The organism is Streptomyces sp. NPDC057249 (assembly GCF_042669245.1).
Classification (GTDB): Bacteria; Actinomycetota; Actinomycetes; order Streptomycetales; family Streptomycetaceae; genus Streptomyces.
In genome coordinates, this window is record NZ_JBHUXS010000005.1 from 151,182 (window position 1) to 169,996 (window position 18,815).

General features: G+C 75.3%; 9 protein-coding genes. 6 read left to right on the plus strand and 3 right to left on the minus strand.

The window, feature by feature from the left end; translation table 11 throughout:
* Nucleotides 1-325 precede the first annotated feature (325 nt).
* The 6 genes from ACFUJY_RS11490 (at nt 326) to ACFUJY_RS11515 (ending at nt 16,730) form a co-directional block, all read left to right on the plus strand.
* The gene (locus ACFUJY_RS11490; RefSeq protein ID WP_383297727.1) at nt 326-6,772 is read left to right on the plus strand and encodes an amino acid adenylation domain-containing protein; all 6,447 of its coding nucleotides are present in this window, start codon (nt 326-328) and stop codon (nt 6,770-6,772) included.
* Nucleotides 6,769-13,245, plus strand: a complete 6,477-nt coding sequence (locus ACFUJY_RS11495) for an amino acid adenylation domain-containing protein (RefSeq protein WP_383297728.1) — start codon at nt 6,769-6,771, stop codon at nt 13,243-13,245. Before ACFUJY_RS11490 ends, ACFUJY_RS11495 begins: the two co-directional genes overlap by 4 nt.
* Before the next feature lie 161 nt (nt 13,246-13,406).
* Nucleotides 13,407-13,625 carry an MbtH family protein gene (locus ACFUJY_RS11500; protein ID WP_383297729.1) on the plus strand — a complete coding sequence of 73 codons (219 nt, stop codon included), beginning with the start codon at nt 13,407-13,409 and terminating at the stop codon, nt 13,623-13,625.
* The gene (gntD, locus tag ACFUJY_RS11505) at nt 13,622-14,644 is read left to right on the plus strand and encodes a guanitoxin biosynthesis L-enduracididine beta-hydroxylase GntD (protein ID WP_383297731.1); all 1,023 of its coding nucleotides are present in this window, start codon (nt 13,622-13,624) and stop codon (nt 14,642-14,644) included. The genes ACFUJY_RS11500 and gntD overlap by 4 nt, the downstream gene beginning before the upstream one ends.
* Entirely contained in the window at nt 14,641-15,387 is a 747-nt protein-coding gene (locus tag ACFUJY_RS11510) for an SDR family NAD(P)-dependent oxidoreductase (RefSeq protein ID WP_383297733.1), read from the plus strand. Before gntD ends, ACFUJY_RS11510 begins: the two co-directional genes overlap by 4 nt.
* A gap of 92 nt (nt 15,388-15,479) precedes the next feature.
* On the plus strand, nt 15,480-16,730 hold the full coding sequence (locus ACFUJY_RS11515; protein WP_383297736.1) for a cytochrome P450: 1,251 nt from the start codon (nt 15,480-15,482) through the stop codon (nt 16,728-16,730).
* Here the strand turns inward: ACFUJY_RS11515 and ACFUJY_RS11520 are convergent.
* Genes ACFUJY_RS11520 through ACFUJY_RS11530 form a run of 3 tightly spaced genes read right to left on the minus strand, consistent with a single transcriptional unit; the run spans nt 16,700 to nt 18,798 of the window.
* A complete protein-coding gene (locus ACFUJY_RS11520) occupies nt 16,700-17,425 on the minus strand; it encodes a 4'-phosphopantetheinyl transferase (protein WP_383297737.1) in 726 nt (241 codons plus the stop codon). The two genes, ACFUJY_RS11515 and ACFUJY_RS11520, sit on opposite strands and share 31 nt — an antisense overlap.
* The gene (locus ACFUJY_RS11525; protein WP_383297739.1) at nt 17,422-18,000 is read right to left on the minus strand and encodes a hypothetical protein; all 579 of its coding nucleotides are present in this window, start codon (nt 17,998-18,000) and stop codon (nt 17,422-17,424) included. The genes ACFUJY_RS11520 and ACFUJY_RS11525 overlap by 4 nt, the downstream gene beginning before the upstream one ends.
* Nucleotides 18,001-18,036: 36 nt before the next feature.
* Nucleotides 18,037-18,798, minus strand: a complete 762-nt coding sequence (locus tag ACFUJY_RS11530; protein ID WP_383297741.1) for a thioesterase II family protein — start codon at nt 18,796-18,798, stop codon at nt 18,037-18,039.
* Nucleotides 18,799-18,815: the final 17 nt, after the last annotated feature.

Here is an 18,815-nt window from a genome sequence, read left to right on the forward strand (position 1 = left end):
ATCATGCCGAGCGGCGGCGGGCCTCTTCCAGGCAAGAATCCGGTAACTCGCCCCGGCGGCCGACCGGCAGCCGGCGACACCGGTTGCCGGTCCCTTTCCTGGTGACCGCACGCGCGTTCGGCGAGCATCGATGCCACGGCGCCGGCCCGTCGACACCCTGCCGTCGCCGCCCCGCACGTCCCGGGGCGGCCGCGCCCGCCGTCACCCCGGCGCCCCACGACCGCCGGACGTCCCGCCCTGCGGACCGCGCCGAACACCCCGCGATCCGGCCCAGGGCACCAGACCGAGGCGCGCTGGAACGCGCCGGGAAGGTGGTCGTCGTCCGATGACTCCGCTCGTCACCGAAGGCACCCCGTTTCCGCTGACCGCCGCCCAGCGCGGGGTCTGGTTCGCACACCGGCTCGCCTCACCCACCTCCACGTTCAACCTGGCCGACTACCTGGAGATCCGGGGACCGGTGGACGCCGGCGTCCTCCGGCGCGCGGTCCGCCGGGCCGAGGTCGAGAGCGGCACCTTCGACGTGGCCTTCGGCGAGGGCCCGCAGGGCCCGTACCAGACGGCCGTCCCGCAGGCGGGCGAGCTGCTGCGGGAGATCGACCTCTCCGGCCGCCCGGACCCGCACGCCGAGGCGCTGCGCTGGATGGCCGAGGACCGGCACACCGCCCTGGACCTCGTGCGCGACCCGCTGTTCAACGAGGTGCTGCTGAAGCTGGGCCCCCAGCACTTCATCTGGTACAAGCGCTGCCACCACATCCTCATCGACGGCTTCGGCAGCGTCCTCTTCACCCGCCGGGTCGCCGAGCTCTACGCCGCCGAGGCGGCCGGTGAGGAGTCCGCGGGCGCCCCGCTCAACACCCTCGCCGAGCTGGTCGCCGAGGAGGCCGCCTACCGCGCCTCCGACCGCTTCACCCGCGACCGCGCCTACTGGCTCGACCGGTTCGCGGTGCGGCCGGAGACCGCCACCCTGTCGGACCGTACGGTGCCGGGCCGGGCCGGAGAGGTGCTGCCCACCCGCACCGCCGAACTGCCCGAGTCCGCGCTGGCCGCGCTCCGGACCGCCGGACGCGAGGCCCGGACCACCTGGACGGTGCCGGTGCTCGCCGCGGTCGCCGCGTACCTCCACGGCATGACCGGGCAGCGCGACCTCACCATCGGCGTCCCGGTCGCGGCCCGGCGCACCGACGTCGCCCGCAACAACCCCGGGATGATGGCCAACCAGCTCCCGCTGCGGCTCACCGTCGACCCCGCCACCACCCGCTCCCAGCTGCTCCGCCAGGTCGCGACCCGGCTGGCCGAGCTGCTGGAGCACCAGAACTACCCGTACGACGACCTGCGGCGCGACCTCAAGCTGGTCGGCAGCGGCGGCCACCTCTTCGGGGTGCAGGTCAACATCCTGCCCACCAGCAGCGACCTGCTCTTCGACGGCCACCCCACCTACGCCCGCACCCTCCAGGGCGGCCCGGTCCCCGACCTCAACATCAGCGTCCGCCCCCAGGGCGCGGGCCAGGGCGCCGCCATCGACTTCGAGGCCCCCGCCGACCGCTACACCGAGGACGAACTCGCCGCCCACCAGGACCGCTTCCTGCGCTACCTCACCGCGCTGGCCACCGCCCCGGCCGACCTCCCCATCGGCCGGGTCCCGCTCCTCGGCCCCGCCGAGCACGAGCGGGTCCTCGTGGAGTGGAACGACACCGGCCGCCCGGAGGCCGGGGCCACCTTCCCCGAGCTGTTCGAGCGCCAGGTCCGGGCCACCCCGCACGCCGACGCCGTACGGGCGGGGGAGACCACGCTCTCGTACGAACGGCTCAACGCCCGCGCCAACCGGCTGGCCCGGCTCCTCGCCCGCAAGGGCGCCGGGCCCGACACCCGGGTCGCCGTCGCCATGGACCGCTCACCCGAGGCGGTCGTGGCCGTCCTGGCGGTCCTGAAGGCGGGCGCCGCGCACCTGCCGGTCGACGTGTCGTACCCGGCCGAGCGCATCGCGTACATGCTGGACGACGCCCGCCCCGCCCTGATGCTCACCACCCGCGCCGCCGCCGCCCGGCTCACCGGTCTCGCGGACCTCCCCGAGCAGCTGTTCCTGGACGAGCTGTTCGTCGGCGACCTCTTCCTGGACGAACTCGTCCTGGACGAGGCGTCCCTGGCGCCGCAGGCCGACGACAGCGACCTGACCGACGCGGACCGCGCCGCGCCCCTGCGCCCCGGCCACACCGCGTACGTCATCTACACCTCCGGGTCCACCGGGCGCCCCAAGGGCGTCCTGGTCCCGCACACCGGGATCGCCGCCCTCGCCGCCACCCAGGCCGACCGGCTCGCGCTGCGGCCAGGCGAGCGCGTCCTGATGTTCGCCTCGCCCAGCTTCGACGCCTCCGTCTGGGAGCTGTGCACCGCCCTCCTCACCGGCGGCTGCGCGGTCGTCGCCCCCGCCGAACGGCTCCGGCCCGGCCCCGCCCTGGCCGCCCTGATCGCCGAGACCGGCGTCAGCTGCCTGCTGCTCGCCCCCTCCGCGCTCTCCGTGATGGCGGAGGGCTCCATCCCGCCCGGCGTCACGCTCGTCGTCGGCGCCGAAGCGTGCCCGCCCGACCTGGTCGAGCGCTGGTCGCCCGGGCGCCGCATGGTCAACGCCTACGGGCCCACCGAATCCACCGTCATCACCACCATGAGCGACCCGCTGGCCGGGCGCACCGTCCCCCGGATGGGGCGCCCCGTGCACCGCACCCGGGTACGCGTCCTGGACGAGGCGCTGCGCCCGGTCCCGGCGGGCGTGGCCGGTGAGCTGTACATCGCCGGCTCCGGCCTGGCGCGCGGCTACCTGAGCCGCCCCGCCCTGTCCGCCGGGCGGTTCGTCGCCGACCCGTACGGGGAGCCCGGCGCCCGGATGTACCGCTCCGGCGACCTCGCGCGCTGGACCGCCGACGGCGAGCTGGAATACCTGGGGCGCGGCGACGACCAGGTCAAGGTGCGCGGCTTCCGCATCGAGCCCGGTGAGATCGAGGCGGTCCTCGCGGCCGACCCGGCCGTCGGGCACGCCACGGTCGTCGTCCGCGAGGACGCCCCCGGTGTGCGCCGCCTCGTCGCCTACGTGGTGCCCCGCCCCGGCGCGCTGCCGGAGCCCGCCGCGCTGCGGGAGCTGGCCGCCGCCGGACTGCCCGAGTACATGGTGCCCGCCGCCGTCGTGGTGCTCGACGCGCTGCCGCTCACGCCCAGCGGCAAGCTGGACCGCAACGCGCTGCCCGCACCGGAGTTCACCGGCGCCGCCGAGAGCCGCGCCCCGCGCGACGAGCGCGAGCGCCTGCTGTGCGGGCTGATCGGCGAACTCCTCGGCGCCACCGCCGTCGGCATCGACGACAACTTCTTCGACCTGGGCGGCGACTCGATCGTGGCCGTCCAGTTCGTCACCCGGGCCGCCCGCGCCGGGATCGGGCTCACCCCGCAGGACGTCTTCACGCACCGCACGGTCGCCGCCATGGCCGCCCGCGCGGCGGGCGTCGACGCCCCCGGGGACGGGGCTCCGGCCGCCCCGCCGCTCCCGGAGCCCGTCGGACCCGAGGAGGCCGCCGCCCTGCGTGCCCGCTGGGCCGGGCGGAACGCGGAGGCGCTGCTCCCGCTCGCCCCGCTCCAGGAGGGCATGCTCTTCCACGCCTTCTACTCCGGCGCCGCCCTCCGCGACGGCGACGCGGACGCCGGCCCCGACCCGTACAACGTGCAGAAGGTCTTCGGGCTCGCCGGGCCGCTCGACGCCGAGGCGCTGCGCCGGGCCTGCCGGGGCGTGCTCGACCGGCACCCCGCGCTGCGCGCCGCGTTCGACCGCGCCGAGTCCGGGGTGCCGGTCCAGGTGATCTGCGGCGGCCTCGAACCGGACTGGGCCTTCCACGACCTCGCGGACCTGCCCGCGCCGGAGCGGTCCGCCGCGCTGAGCGGGCTGCTCGCCGCGGACAAGGCCCGCCGCTTTCCGATGGACGCGCCGCCGCTCATCCGCTTCGGCCTCGTGCGCACCGCCCCGGACGAGCACCTGCTCGTCCTCACGAACCACCACATCCTGTACGACGGCTGGTCGTTGCCGCTGGTGCTGCGGGACCTCTTCCTGCTGTACGCGGACGGCGGCGCCGGGGCCGCGCTGCCGCCCGCCGTCCCGGTCTCCGACCACCTCGCCTGGCTCGCCGCCCAGGACCGCACGGCCTCCGAGGACGCCTGGCGCACCGCACTCTCGGGCCTGGACGAGCCGACCCTCGTCGCCCCCGGCGCCCAGGCCGCCACCGGCGCCCCCGCCCTCGCCGTCACCGAGCTGGACGAGGAGCTGACCCGGGCGGTGAACGCGGCCGCCCGCACCCGGGGCCTGACCACCAGCACCGTCGTCCAGGGCGCCTGGGCGCTGCTCCTCGCCCTGCTCACCGGCCGCGACGACGTCGTGTTCGGCACCACCGTCTCCGGCCGGCCGCCCCTGCTCCCGGGCGTCGAGGAGATGGTCGGGATGCTGATGAACACCGTCCCGGTCCGGGTACGCGTCGACCCCGCGCGGCCGTTCGCCGAGCTCCTCGCCACCGTGCAGGCGGAGCAGGCCGCGCTCACCGGCCACCACCACCTCGGCCTGCCCGTGCTCCAGCGGCTGACCGGGATGCCCGAACTCTTCGACACCAGCACCGTCTTCGAGAACGCGCCGGTGGACCGCGCCTCCATCGGCCGGGCCGTCCCGGGCCTGCGGATCAGCGTCGAGGAGTCCGACGCCACCGGCGCCACGCACTACCCGCTCAGCCTGATCGCCGCCCCCGGCGACCGGATGCGCCTGGAACTCACCTACCGGGCCGACCTGTACACCGGGGCGGAGGCCGACGCCGTCCTCACCCGGCTCCGGCTCGCCCTCGCGGCGTTCGCGGCCGACCCGGACCGGCCGGTCGCCGGGATCTCCCTGCTCACCGCCGAGGAGACGGCCGGGGCGCTCGCGGCGGGCGCGGGCCCGGTCCGCGCCTTCCCGGACGCCACCCTGCCCGAGCTGTTCGCGGCCCAGGCCGCCCGCACCCCGGACGCGGTCGCCGTCGTCTGCGGCGACGAGACGGTCACGTACGCCGGACTGGACGCGCGGGCCGGCCGCCTCGCCGCCGCGCTCGTGGCCAAGGGCGCCGGGCCCGGACGGGTCGTCGGGGTGAGCCTGCCCCGCTCGGTGGAGCTGATCGTGGCCCTGCACGCCGTCCACCGCGCCGGCGCCGCCTACCTGCCGATCGACCCGGAGTACCCGGCGGAGCGGGTGCGGAACATGCTCAGCGACGCCGACCCGGTCCTCGTCATCGACCCGGCCAACTACGACGCCCTGACCTCGGGCGCCCCGGCCGCCGACGGCCCGGCCCCGGACCGGCCGCTGCCCCTGCACCCGGCCTACGTCATCCACACCTCCGGCTCCACCGGCCGCCCCAAGGGCATCGTCGTGGCGCACGCCGGGGTCGCCAACTACCTGCACTGGATGCAGGACGCGTTCCCGCTCGGCCCCGGCGACCGGGTCCTCCAGCGCACCTCGATGAGCTTCGACCCCTCGGTCTGGGAGATCTTCTGGCCGCTCATCACCGGCGCCGCCGTCGTGATCGCCGAGCCGGACGGGCACACCCGGCCCGGCTACCTGCCCGACCTCATCCGCCGCGAGAAGGTCACCGTCGCCCAGTTCGTCCCGTCCACGCTGGAGGTCTTCGTCCAGGAGCCGGGCGCGGACCTCTGCGACGGACTGCGGCGGGTGTTCTGCGGCGGCGAGGCCATGACCTCCGGCCTGGTGGAACGGTTCCGCGCCGTGAGCGGGGCCGCCCTGCACAACCTGTACGGGCCGACCGAGGTGTCCGTCTACTCCACCAGCCACCTGGCGGTCGCGGGCGCCGAACCCGCCGCCGTGCCCGTCGGCCGCCCCGCCTCGAACCTGCGGGTGTACGTGCTCGACGCCCGGCTGCGTCCGGTGCCGCCGGGGGTGAGCGGCGAGATCTGCATCGCGGGACCCGGCGTCACCCTCGGCTACGCGGGCCGGCCCGGGCTCACCGCCGAACGCTTCGTCGCCGACCCGTACGGCGCGCCCGGCACCCGGATGTACCGCACCGGCGACCTCGGCCGCCGCCGGGCCGACGGGGAGCTGGAGTACCTGGGCCGCGCCGACCACCAGACGAAGATCCGCGGCCACCGCATCGAGCTCGGCGAGATCGAGACCGTGCTGACCGCCGACGCCTCGGTGGCCCGCGCCGCCGTCATCGTCCGGGAGGACCGGGCCGGGGCCCCGCGCATCGTCGCGTACGCCGTCCCCGCTGCCGGACACGCCCTCGACGCCGACGCGCTCCGGGAACACCTCGCCGCCTCGCTGCCCGGCTACATGGTGCCGTCCGTCCTGATGGAGGTCGCCGCCCTGCCGCTGACCCCGAACGGAAAGCTGGACCGCAAGGCCCTGCCCGTACCGGAGTTCTCGGCGGCCCCCGCCGGACGCGAACCGCGCGACGCCCGCGAGACGCTGCTCTGCGGCCTGTACGCCGAAGTGCTCGGCCTGGAACGGGTCTCCATCGACGACGACTTCTTCGGCCTCGGCGGCGACTCGATCATGTCGATCCGGCTGGCCGGCCGCGCCCGCACCGAAGGGCTCGACCTCACCCCGCGCGACGTGTTCACCCACAAGACCGTCGCCGCGCTCGCCCCCCACGCCACGGACGTCGCGGCGGGCGAGGGCACCTGGGCCCCCGCCCAGCAGCCCCTCGTCCCGCTCGACCTGGACGAGCTCGAAGAGCTCGAAGCCCAATGGGAGAATTCGAAGTGAAGCAGACCTCACTGGAAGCGGTGCTGCCGCTGTCCCCCTTGCAGGAGGGCATGCTCTTCCACGCTCTCTACGACACCGAGGGCGTCGACTTCTACAACATGCAGACGCCCCTGGAGCTGGCCGGGGCGCTGGACGCGCAGGCCATGAAGCGCGCCTGCGGGCAGCTCCTGGAACGCCACTCCGGTCTGCGCGCGGGCTTCCTGCAACGCCGCTCCGGACAGGCCGTCCAGGCCGTGGCCCGCGCGGTCGAGGTGCCCTGGGAGGAGAGCGATCTCAGCGGCTTCGGCGAGTCCGAGCAGCGGGCCCGGCTCACCCGGCTCCTCGCCGCCGACCGCGAGCGCCGCTTCGACCTGGCCCGGCCCCCGCTCGTCCGCTTCACCCTCGTGCGCCTCGGCGCCGAGCGCCACGTCCTGGTCATCACCAACCACCACATCCTGGTCGACGGCTGGTCCCTGCCCATCGTGCTGCGCGACGTCTTCCGCCTCTACCGGCGCGCCCGGGGCGACGCCGGCCTGCCCGGTCTGGAGGCGGTCGCCCCGTTCAGCGACTACCTGGGCTGGCTCGACGCCCAGGACCGGGGCGAGGCCGAACGGGCCTGGGCCGAGGCGCTGGACGGCCTGGACGACCCGACGCTGGTCGCCCCGGCGGCCACCGCGGGCACCCCGGGCCGCCAGCAGCGCGTCATCGCGGACCTGCCGGCCGAGCTGACCGCCGCGCTCACCGCGGCCGGGCGGCAGCGCGGGCTCACCCTCAACACCGTGGTCCAGGGCGCCTGGGCGCTGCTCCTCGCCTCCCTGACCGGGCGCGACGACATCGTGTTCGGGGCCACCGTCGCGGGCCGTCCGCCGCAGATCCCCGGCGTCGACCAGATGGTCGGCCTGCTCATCAACACCGTGCCGGCCCGGCTGCGCATCGACCCGGACGAGCCGCTGTCCGCGATGCTGGCCCGGCTCCAGGACCAGCAGGCCCGGCTCGGCGACTACCACTACCTGGGCCTTGCCGACATCCACCGGACCACCGGGCACACCGAACTCTTCGACACCACCGTGGCCTTCGAGAGCTTCCCGATCGACCCGCTGGCCGCCTCCAAGGCGATCCCCGGCATGGCCATCTCCCTCGTGGAGGCCACCGGCCACGAGGCCCACGAGGGCACCCACTACCCGCTCAGCCTCGCGGTCTACCCGGGCGACGCACTGCGCCTCGAACTCAACCACCGCCAGGACCTCTTCGACACCGAGGCGGCGACCGCCCTCCTCGGCCGGCTCCGGCTGCTCCTCGAACGCTTCGTCTCCGCCCCGGACACCCCGGCCGGCCGCGTCGACCTGCTCACCGAGGAGGAGCGCCGCCGCACCCTCCACACCTGGAACGACACCGCCCGCGAGGTGCCCGACGCCACCCTCCCCGAGGTGTTCGAGGCGCAGGTGCGGGCCACGCCCGGCGCGACCGCCCTCGTCGGCGGCGGGCAGGCCCTCACCTTCGGCGCCCTCGACGCCCGCGCCAACCGGCTCGCCCGGCTCCTCGCCGCCCGCGGCGCAGGCCCCGACACCCTCGTCGCGCTCGCCCTGCCCCGCACCGCCGACACCGTGGTGGCGATCCTCGCCGTGCTCAAGGCCGGCGCCGCCTACCTGCCGATCGACCCGGAGTACCCGGCCGCCCGGATCACCGCGCTGCTCGCCGACACCGCGCCGGTCCTGCTGGTGACCACGGACGCCGTGGCGGCCGGACTCCCGGACGGCGGCCCGGACCGGCTCTCGCTGGACGCCCTCGCGGCCGAGCTCGACGGCGGCGCCGGAGCACCCTCCGACGCCGTTCTCACGGACGCCGACCGCACCGCCCCGCTGCTCCCCGCGCACCTCGCGTACACCATCTCCACCTCGGGCTCCACCGGCACGCCCAAGGCCGTCGCGGTCGAGCACCGCGCCCTGGTGAACATGTTCCACAGCCACCGGGACCGGTTCTTCGCGCCGGAGTCCGAGGCGGCGGGCGGCCGGCGGATGCGGGTCGCGCTCACCAACGCCCTGGTCTTCGACGCCTCGTGGAGCCAGCTCCTGTGGATGACCGGCGGCCACGAACTGCACCTGGTGGACGACGAGACCCGCAAGGACCCGCACGCGCTGACCGCGTACGTCACCGAGCGGCGGATCGACGTCCTCGACACCACGCCCAGCTTCGCCCGCTCCCTCCTCGCGGCCGGCCTCCTCGGCGCCGGAGCGGGCCACCGCCCGACCACGCTCGCGCTCGGCGGCGAGGCCGTCGGCGACGACCTGTGGGACGAACTGCGCGCCACCGAGGGCCTGAACGGCTACAACCTGTACGGCCCCGCCGAGTGCACCGTCGACGCGATGCTGTGCCGCACCGGCGACAGCGACCGCCCCGCCATCGGGCGCCCCGCGCACAACACCCGCGTCTACCTCCTGGACGACCGGCTGCGCCCGGTGCCCGCCGGTACGGACGGCGAGCTGTACATCGCCGGGGCCGGCCTCGCCCGCGGCTACCTGGGCCGCCCCGGGCTCTCCGCCGAACGCTTCGTCGCCGACCCGTTCGGCGCGCCCGGTGCCCGCATGTACCGCACCGGGGACCTCGGCCGGTGGCTGCCCGACGGCACGATGGTGTTCGCCGGGCGCGCCGACGACCAGGTCAAGATCCGCGGCTTCCGCGTCGAGCCCGGCGAGATCGAGGCGGTCTGCGCCGCCGACCCGGCCGTGGCACGGGCGGCCGTCCTGGCCCGCGAGGACCGGCCGGGCGTCAAGCGCCTCGTCGCCTACGTGGTGCCCGCCGACGCCTCCGCCGACATCGCCGGGCTGACCGGGCGGCTCGCCGGGGTGCTGCCCGCGCACATGGTGCCCGCCGCCGTCGTCACGCTGCCCGAGCTGCCGCTCACGATCAACGGCAAGCTGGACCGCCGCGCCCTGCCCGCCCCGGAGTTCGCGGGGGCGGCCGGCGGCCGGGCGCCCGGGAACGACCGGGAGCGGCTGCTGTGCGAGCTGTTCGCCGAGGTGCTGCACGTCGAACGGGTCGGCGCCGACGACAGCTTCTTCGACCTGGGCGGCGACTCGATCCTCTCGCTCCAGCTGGTCTCCCGGCTGCGCAAGGCGGGCCTGTCGCTCACCCCGAAGGACGTCTTCACCCACCGCACCGTCGCCGCGCTGGCCTCCGCCGCCACCGCGACCGCCGACACCGAGCCGTCCTTCGTACCGCCGGAGGGGCCGCTCGTCACCCTCGGCGCCGAGGAACGGGCCGAGCTGGACCGGGACTTCCCCGGCCACCTGGACGTCCTGCCGCTCACCCCGCTCCAGCAGGGCATGCACTTCCACGCCCTGCTCGCCGAGGACGGCGTGGACGTCTACAACACCCAGCGCCCCCTGCACCTCGCCGGAGAGCTGGCCCCGGGCGTGCTGCGGACCGCCTGCGAGGCGCTGCTCGCCCGCCACGACAACCTGCGCGCGGCGTTCGTCCGCCCGGCCGGCGGGGCCGCCGTCCAGGTGGTGCCCGCCGCCGTCGCCCTGCCGTGGACGGACATCGACCTCACCGGGCTCGACGAGGAGACCCGGCGCGACCGGGTCGCGGCGCTGCTCGCCGAGGACCGGGTCCGCCGCTTCGACCTGGCCGAACCGCCGCTGGTCCGGGTCACCCTGGTCAAGCTCGCCGACGACCGGCACCTCTTCCTGCTGACCCACCACCACATCCTGCTCGACGGCTGGTCGCTGCCCCTGATGTTCCGCGACCTGTTCGAGCTGTACGCGAACGGCGGCGCCGCCGCGTCCCTGCCGGCCGTCACCCCGTACCGCCACCACCTCGGCTGGCTGGCCGCCCAGGACGGTACGGGCGACCGGCTGTGGAAGGACGCGCTCGCCGGGCTCGACGGGCCGACCCTGGTCGCGCCCGGCGCCGACGCGGCCGCCGCCGTCGTGCCGGACCTGGTCGCGCACCGCCTCGGCGCCGACGAGACCCGGGCGCTCACCGCCGCCGCCCGCGCCCACGGGCTGACCCTGAACACCGTCCTCCAGTACGCCTGGGCGGTCGCCCTCGGCCGCCTCACCGGCCGCCGCGACATCGTCTTCGGTGCCACCGTCGCCGGACGGACCCCGCAGCTGCCCGGCGCCGAGTCCGTCGTCGGCATGCTGATGAACACCATCGCGGTCCGGGTGCGCTGGGAACCCGGCCAGCCCCTGACCGGCGTCCTGGCCCGGCTCCAGGACGAGCAGGCCGCCCTCGGCGAGGCGCACCACGTCTCCCTGGCCGCCGTGCAGCAGAGCGCCGGCCACGGCGAACTCTTCGACACGGTCCTCGGGTTCGAGAACACCCCGGTCGACCGCGCCGTCGTCCAGGAGCAGGTGCCCGGTCTCCGGATCTCCGTGGACGACACCGCCGCCCCGGGCGCCACCCACTACCCGCTCAGCCTGGTCGTGGTGCCCGGCGAGCGCCTGAGCCTCGAACTGAACTACCGGGGCGACCTGTTCACGCACGACGAGGCGGACGGGCTGCTCGCCGTGGTGGGCCGGGTCCTGGACGCCCTCGTCGCCACCCCGGACCTGCCGGCCGGCCGCATCGGCCTGCTCTCCGCGCCCGAACTCGACCGCCTGGTCGGCGAGCCCAACCGGGCGGCCGACGCCCGGACCGCGACCCCGGCCACCTTCCCCGAGCTGTTCGCCCGGCAGGTCGCCGCCCGCCCGGACGCGCCCGCCGTGACCGGACCCGGGGGCACCCTCTCGTACGCCGAGCTGGACGCCCGCGCCAACCGCCTGGCCCGCGTCCTGGCAGCCCACGGCGCCGGCCCGGAGCGCCTGGTCGTGGTCGCCATGCCCCGCTCGACGGACTCCGTGGTGTCGATCGTCGCGGCGCTCAAGGCGGGCGCCGCCTACCTGCCGCTGGACGTCGGCTACCCGGCGGACCGGGTGGCGTTCATGCTCCGCGACGCGGCCCCGCACCTCGTCCTCACCACCCGCGAGGCCGCCGCGGGCCTGCCCGCCGAGGAGGACGACGGCCCCACCCGGCTGTACGTGGACGAGCTGACGGTCCCCGAGTCCACCTCCGACGCCGACCTCACCGACGCCGACCGGACCGGCCCGCTGCGCCCGGCGTCCGCCGCGTACGTCATCTACACCTCGGGCTCCACCGGCACCCCGAAGGGCGTCCTGGTCACCCACGCCGGGCTGGCCTCGATGATGGCCGCCCAGGCGGACGGGCTCGACGCCAAGCCGCTCGGCAAGGTCCTGCTCTACGCGTCGCCCAGCTTCGACGCCTCCGTGTGGGAGCTGTGCACCGCGCTGCTCACCGGGTCCTGCGCCGTCGTCGTACCGGCCGGCGAGCTCCTGCCGGGGCAGCCGCTCGTGGACACCGTCGCCCGGTACGGGGTGGACTGCCTGCTGCTGCCGCCGTCCTCGCTGGCCGTGGTCCCCGAGGGCGGGCTGCCCGAGGGCGTCACGCTCGTCGTCGGCGGCGAGGCGTGCGCGCCCGACCTGGTGGCCCGCTGGTCCGCCGGGCGCCGCATGGTCAACGCCTACGGGCCGACCGAGTCCACCGTCATGGCCACCATGAGCGCCCCCCTGGCCGGCCGCACCGCCCCGCCCATGGGCCGCCCGGTCGCCGGCAGCCGCGTCTACGTGCTCGACGAGACGCTGCGCCCGGTGCCGCCCGGGGTCCCCGGCGAACTGCACATCGCGGGCGCCGGGCTCGCCCGCGGCTACCTCGGCCGCACCGCGCTCACCGCCCAGCGCTTCGTCGCCGACCCGTACGGCGCCCCCGGCACCCGGATGTACCGCTCCGGCGACCTCGCCCGGTGGACCGCCGACGGGCAGCTGGAGTACCTGGGCCGCAGCGACGAGCAGGTCAAGGTGCGCGGCTTCCGGATCGAGCCCGGCGAGGTCGAGGCCGCGCTCACCGCCGACGCCTCCGTGGACCGGTCCGTCGTCGTCGCCCGCGAGGACGCCCCCGGCATCCGGCGCCTGGTCGGGTACGTCGTCGCCGCACCGGGCCAGCGGGTCAGCCCGGCGGCGCTGCGGGAGCGGGTCGGCGCGGTGCTGCCCGACTACATGGTCCCGGCCGCCGTGGTCGAGCTGGACGCCTGGCCGGTCACCCCCAGCGGCAAGCTCGACCGGAACGCCCTGCCCGCCCCGGACTTCGGTGCCGCCGCGACCGGGCGCGCCCCGCGCGGCGAGGCGGAGGAGCTGTTCTGCGCGCTCTTCCAGGAGGTGCTCCAGGTCGACCGGGCCGGCGCGGACAGCAGCTTCTTCGACCTGGGCGGGGACTCCATCACGTCCATCCAGCTCGTCACCCGGGCGCGCAGGGCCGGGTACGAGATCGCCCCGCGCGACGTCTTCGCGGGCCGCACGGTGGCCGGTCTGGCCGCGCTGGCGAAGCGGCTCGGCTCCGAGGCCCGGCAGCCCGCCGCGGCCCCCGAGGAGCCCCTGGTCGCCCTGGACCAGGACGAGCTGGACGAGTTCACCGCGGAGTGGGACGACGACTCCGCCTGAGACCTCCCCGGCGCGCCCGTGCGCGCCGGGGGCCACGCCCCACGACGACCCGGCAGGGACCCTGCTCGGCCGGTTCCGAGGGCGGCACCACCCCGCGGCCGATGGGGCCGCAACAGGACCGGACCCGACCGGCCCCGGCCGGCCAGAGAGAGGACACGACGATGGCGAATCCGTTCGACGACGAGGAGGGGACCTTCATGGTCCTCGTCAACGACGAGGGGCAGCACTCGCTGTGGCCGGCCTTCGCGGAGGTCCCGGCCGGCTGGACGACCGCGCTCGGGGAGTCCGACCGGGCGTCGGCGCTCGCGTACATCGAGGCCGAGTGGACCGACATGCGGCCCAAGAGCCTGGTCGCCGCCACCGGGGGGAGTGCCCGATGACCGTCCTGGAGAGCGTCGCCGCGTACACCCTCACCGGCCGCGAGACCGCCGAGCTCGGGGAAGGGATCGCCTCGCTGCGCGACAGCGCGGGCGACCCGTCGTTCCCCGACTTCTACGACCACTCCTGGCAGGCCGTCGAGGTCCTGCCGGCCGGGCTGCGCGCCTTCCTGGAGGACTTCCGGCGCACCGAGCAGTCCGCCGCCTGCCTGGTCCACGGCTTCCCCGTGGACGACGAGGCCCTGGGCGCCACCCCCGCCCACTGGAGCGAGGCGATCACCGTCAAGAACGCCCTCGACCAGGAACTCGCCCTCGCGCTCTGCGGGATGGTGCTCGGCGAGCCGTTCGCCTGGGCCACCCTCCAGCAGGGGCGGCTCGTGCAGAACGTCCTGCCGATCGCCGGCGACGAGGAGAACCAGAGCGGCTACGGCAGCGCATCGCTCCTGGAGTTCCACACCGAGGACGGCTTCCACCCGCAGCGCTGCGACTACCTGATGCTGCTCGGCCTGCGCAACCACGACCGGGTGCCGACCATCGTCGCCTCGGTCCGCGACATCCGGCTCTCCGACGAGGACCGCGACATCCTCGCCTCCGAGAGCTTCCACATCCTGCCCGACACCGAGCACATCCGGCAGCTGGAGGCGTGGAACCCGGACCACCCGGCGCTCGCCGAGGCCCGCCGGATGCTGGAGCGGCCGGTGCCCAGCGCGGTCCTGCTCGGCGACCGGCTCAACCCGTACCTGCGCATCGACCGGCCCTTCATGCGCTGCGTGGACGACGACCCCCGGGCCGTCGGCGCCCTGGACCGGCTCATGGAGGAGCTGGAACGGGTCCAGCAGGACGTGGTCGTGGAGCAGGGCTCCCTGCTCGTCGTGGACAACTACCTGGCCGCGCACGGCCGCCGCTCCTTCCGGGCCCGCTACGACGGCACCGACCGCTGGCTGAAGAAGCAGCTGGTCAGCCGCAACCTGCGGCGCGGTCTGAACACGTCCACCACGGACAGCCACCGGGTGATCCTGTGACCGGGGGCCGTACGGTCGTCGTCTCCGGCGCGTCCAGCGGCATCGGCCGGGCGGTCGCCGCCCGGTTCGCCCTGGACGGCGACCACGTCGTCAACCTGGACGTGGCGAAGCCGGACGGCGAGGTCCCCGGCGTCCGGTGGCTCGACGTGGACGTGGCCGACTGGGACGCCGTGGGCGAGGCCGTCGCCGCCGTCCAGGCATCCACCGGCCGGCTCGACGTGGTGATCGCCAACGCCGGGATCAGCATCCGCCACGGCGTCCTCGAACTCACCGAGGCGGAGGCGCGCAGGACGCTGGACGTCAACCTCATGGGCGTCCTGGCACTGTGGCGGCACGCCGCCGGGCACATGGTCCGCCAGGGCCACGGCGTGCTGCTCGCCACGGCGTCCGTCAACGGCTCGCGCGGCTACCCGCTCTACGCGGACTACAACGCCTCCAAGGCCGGGGTCGCCTCGCTCTGCCAGACCTTCGCCATGGAGCTGAGCCCGGTGGTGCGGACCGCGTGCGTGACCCCGGGGGCGGTGCTCACGCCGATGCAGGAGGCGGAGTACACCCCGGCCATGCTCGACGAGGTCAACGCCCGCATCCCGGCCGGGCGGCACGCCCTGCCGGAGGAGATCGCCGCCGCCTTCCACTACCTGGCGTCGGACGGGGCCCGGTTCATCACCGGCCAGGAACTCGTCGTGGACGGCGGCGAGACCGCCGGCGCCACGACGGCCTTCTTCCCGGGCCACACCGGATAGCCCGGGGCCGTGCCCGGGGCCGCCGGACCCTCACCTCCGGCGGCCCCGGACCGCCCACGACCGCAGAACACGACCGCAGAAATGGAACGATCATGACCGAGCGCCCCGTGTTCGACCCGGCGCACCTCGACACGGCCGACCTGTCCGATCCCCGGCTGCACGCCACGTACGACCTGCGCGAGCTGTGGAGCCACCTGCGGGCCGAGTCCCCGGTGCACTGGCACCCGCCGGCCGGACAGGCCGACGGCTTCTGGGTGGTGACCCGTTACGAGGACGTCGCCGCCGTCTACAAGGACAGCCGCACCTTCACCTCCGAGCACGGCAACGTGCTCGACACCCTCCTCCACGGCGGGGACTCCGCCGCCGGGCGGATGCTCGCCGTGACCGACGGCCGCCCGCACTCCGCGCTCCGGGGCGTGCTCAGCAAGCCGTTCTCGCCGCGCTCGCTGGACGTCGTCGTGGACAGCGTGCGGCGCTCCACCCGCGAGCTGATCCGGCAGGCCGTGGAGCGCGGCAGCTGCGACTTCGCCACCGACGTCGCCGCGCACATCCCGCTCGCCGCGATCTGCGACCTGCTCGGCGTGCCGCCGAAGGACCGGGGCCTGATCATCGAGCTGACGTCCTCGGCGCTCTCCTCCACCGACGGCGCCCCCACCCAGGAGGGCACCTGGTCCTCCCGCAACGACCTGCTGCTCTACTTCTCCGAACTCGCCCAGTCGCGGCGCGAGAAGCCGTACGACGACGTGGTGAGCCTGCTCGTCAGCAAGGAGGTCGACGGGCGCCCGCTGACCCACGAGGAGATCATCTTCAACTGCTACAGCATCATCATGGGCGGCCACGAGACGACCCGGCTCGCGATGATCGGCGGCTTCCGCGCCCTGGTCGACCACCCGGACCAGTGGCGGGCCCTGTGCGACGGCGAGGTGCCGGTGGCCCCGGCCGTCGAGGAGATCCTGCGCTGGACCACCCCTGCCCTGCACAGCGGACGCACCGCGACCCAGGACACCTTCCTCGGCGGGCAGTTCATCGAGGAGGGCGACGTCGTCACCGTCTGGAACGCCTCCGCCAACTTCGACGAGACGGTCTTCCCGGACCCCTACCGCTTCGACCTGGCCAGGACCCCGAACAAGCACCTGAGCTTCGCCCACGGGGCGCACTTCTGCATCGGCGCCTACCTGGCCCGGGCCGAACTCTCCGCCGTGGTAGAGGGGTTGTGCGAGTACGCCGCCGAGCTGGCGGTCACCGGTGAGGAGAGCCGGGTCTACTCCAACTTCCTCAACGGCCTCGCGAGCCTCCCGGTCACCCTCACCCCTCAGCCCTCCGCCGCCCTGACCTCCGCCTGAGCCGCCGCCGGCCCCGTACCGCCGTCCGGTACCGGGGCCGGTACGGCGAGCCCCACCCGCAGCAGCCCGCGCCCGGCCGCCCAGGCGCCCCGCAGCAGCTCCGGGAACGGCGGCCCGCCCGGCACCGGCCCGCCCGGCACCCGCGCGGTGAAGGTGCCGTCCGCCGCCGGGAAGACCTCCGCGTCCAGGAAGCCCAGCGGCAGCCCGGTCAGCGGATGCCACGCCTTGTACACCGCCTCCTTCACGCAGAACACCAGCCGGTCCCAGGCCACCGGCGCCCCGGTGCGCCCCAGCTCCGCGACGGCCGCGCGCTCCCCGGCGCCCAGCACCCGCCCCGCCACCCCGTACGGCAGCGGCGCGTCCGGCTCCGCGTCGATCCCGACCGCCCGGCACACCCCGGCGGGGGCGACGGCGGCCGCCCGGTAGCCCACGCAGTGCGTCAGGCTGCCCACCAGGCCGTCCGGCCACTTCGGCCCGTCGCGCCCCTCCCGTACCAGCGGCACGGGCTCCCTGCCCAGCTGCCGCAGCGCCTCGCGGGCGCAGCCCCGTACGGTCGTGAACTCGCGCCGCCGCTCCTCGACCACATCCGGTATCAGCGCCTCCTCCTCCGGGAAAAGGCGAATCCCGGCCGCCGCCCCCGTGTCACCGAAGGACTCGACCAGGATCACACCGGCGGGCAGCAACCCGCCCGTCACTCCGAGGTCCGGGGACCGGGGGCCGGCGCGGCCGACTCCCGTACCGGCAGGGTGGAGTCCTTCGCCCGCAGGCCCAGGAAGTACTGCTGGACGAGCAGCGTCACACCCATGCCCAGCCACAGCGCGTTGACGTTGATCGGCTCACCGGTCGTCACATGCGCGATCGCGCCCACCACCAGCCGCGCCGCGATCGTCGCCAGCCACAGCCACATCGTGCCCATGCCGCCCTTGCGGATCACCCTGCCCGCGGTGTCCCGCCACATCGGCATCGACCGGGCGCGCAGCGCGCCGAACACGACGGAGACGGCGAGCGCGAGCACCAGGAAGCCGATGCCGCCCTTCGTCGCCTCGCTCGGGCCCGGCGGCACACAGCCCCGCGCCATGAGCAGCGCGCACCAGAGGTACATCCGGGGCCGCACCTCACGCGCGGTGAACTGGGTGATCAGCACCCCCACCGTGATCCCCACGACGAGAACGGTGTTGAACACGATGGCGAAGTCACCACTCCCGTCGGCGTGGACCGCCGCGAGCTGCGCGGTGGGGGCGGCGGAGCCGTGGGCGAGCAGGCTGAGCATGGGCGTTCCCTTGGGGTCGGGGGGTGGGGGTACGGGTCACGCGGTGCGCGCGAGGGCGTCCGTCAGCGCGGCGATCATCGCGGCGGGGTCGGTGTGGGGGAAGTGGTGACCGCCGGGCAGCAGCGTGAGCGAGAAGGCGGCTCCGGCGCAGTGCCGCCACTCGGGCAGCCCGTCGGCGCGCGTCACCTCGTCGTCGCTACCGCCGAAGACGTGCAACGGGCCGGGCAGCGGGTCCGGTTCGGCGAGCAGGTAGCTCTCCGCGAACCGGAGGTCGGTGCGCATGGGGCGCAGGATCTGGCGCAGGAAATCCGGGAAGGCGAGGATCTCCTCGGGCAGCCCGCCGTTGCGGAGCAGCCAGTCGAGCAGGCCGTCGTCGGACGCCTGGGAGATGGTCGCCGGGGGCGGGATGTGCGGGGCCCGGAAGCCGGAGACGAGGGTCGCGACCGGGGCGGGCAGCCCCCGCGCCGCGATCCGGCGGCTCAGTTCGTAGACCAGCGCCCCGCCGAAGCTGTGCCCGAACAGGGCGTACGGCATGGTGAATTCGGGCGTCAGGCCGGCCAGCAGCCGCTCGGCCAGCTCGTCGAACCCGTCCGGCATGGGTTCGTCCTGCCGGGTGCCCCGGCCCGGCAGCTCCACGGGGGCCAGCTCGATGCCCGGCGGGACGTGCCGCCGCCACCCCGCGAAGGCCCCGGCGCCCGCGCCCGCCTGCGGTACGCAGATCAGCCGGGTGTGCGCGGTGCCGACGGCGAGCCGGCCGGATATCCAGCGTTCGTCCTGCGGCCGTCCCGTCGCACTCATGCGGTCCACCTCTGCTG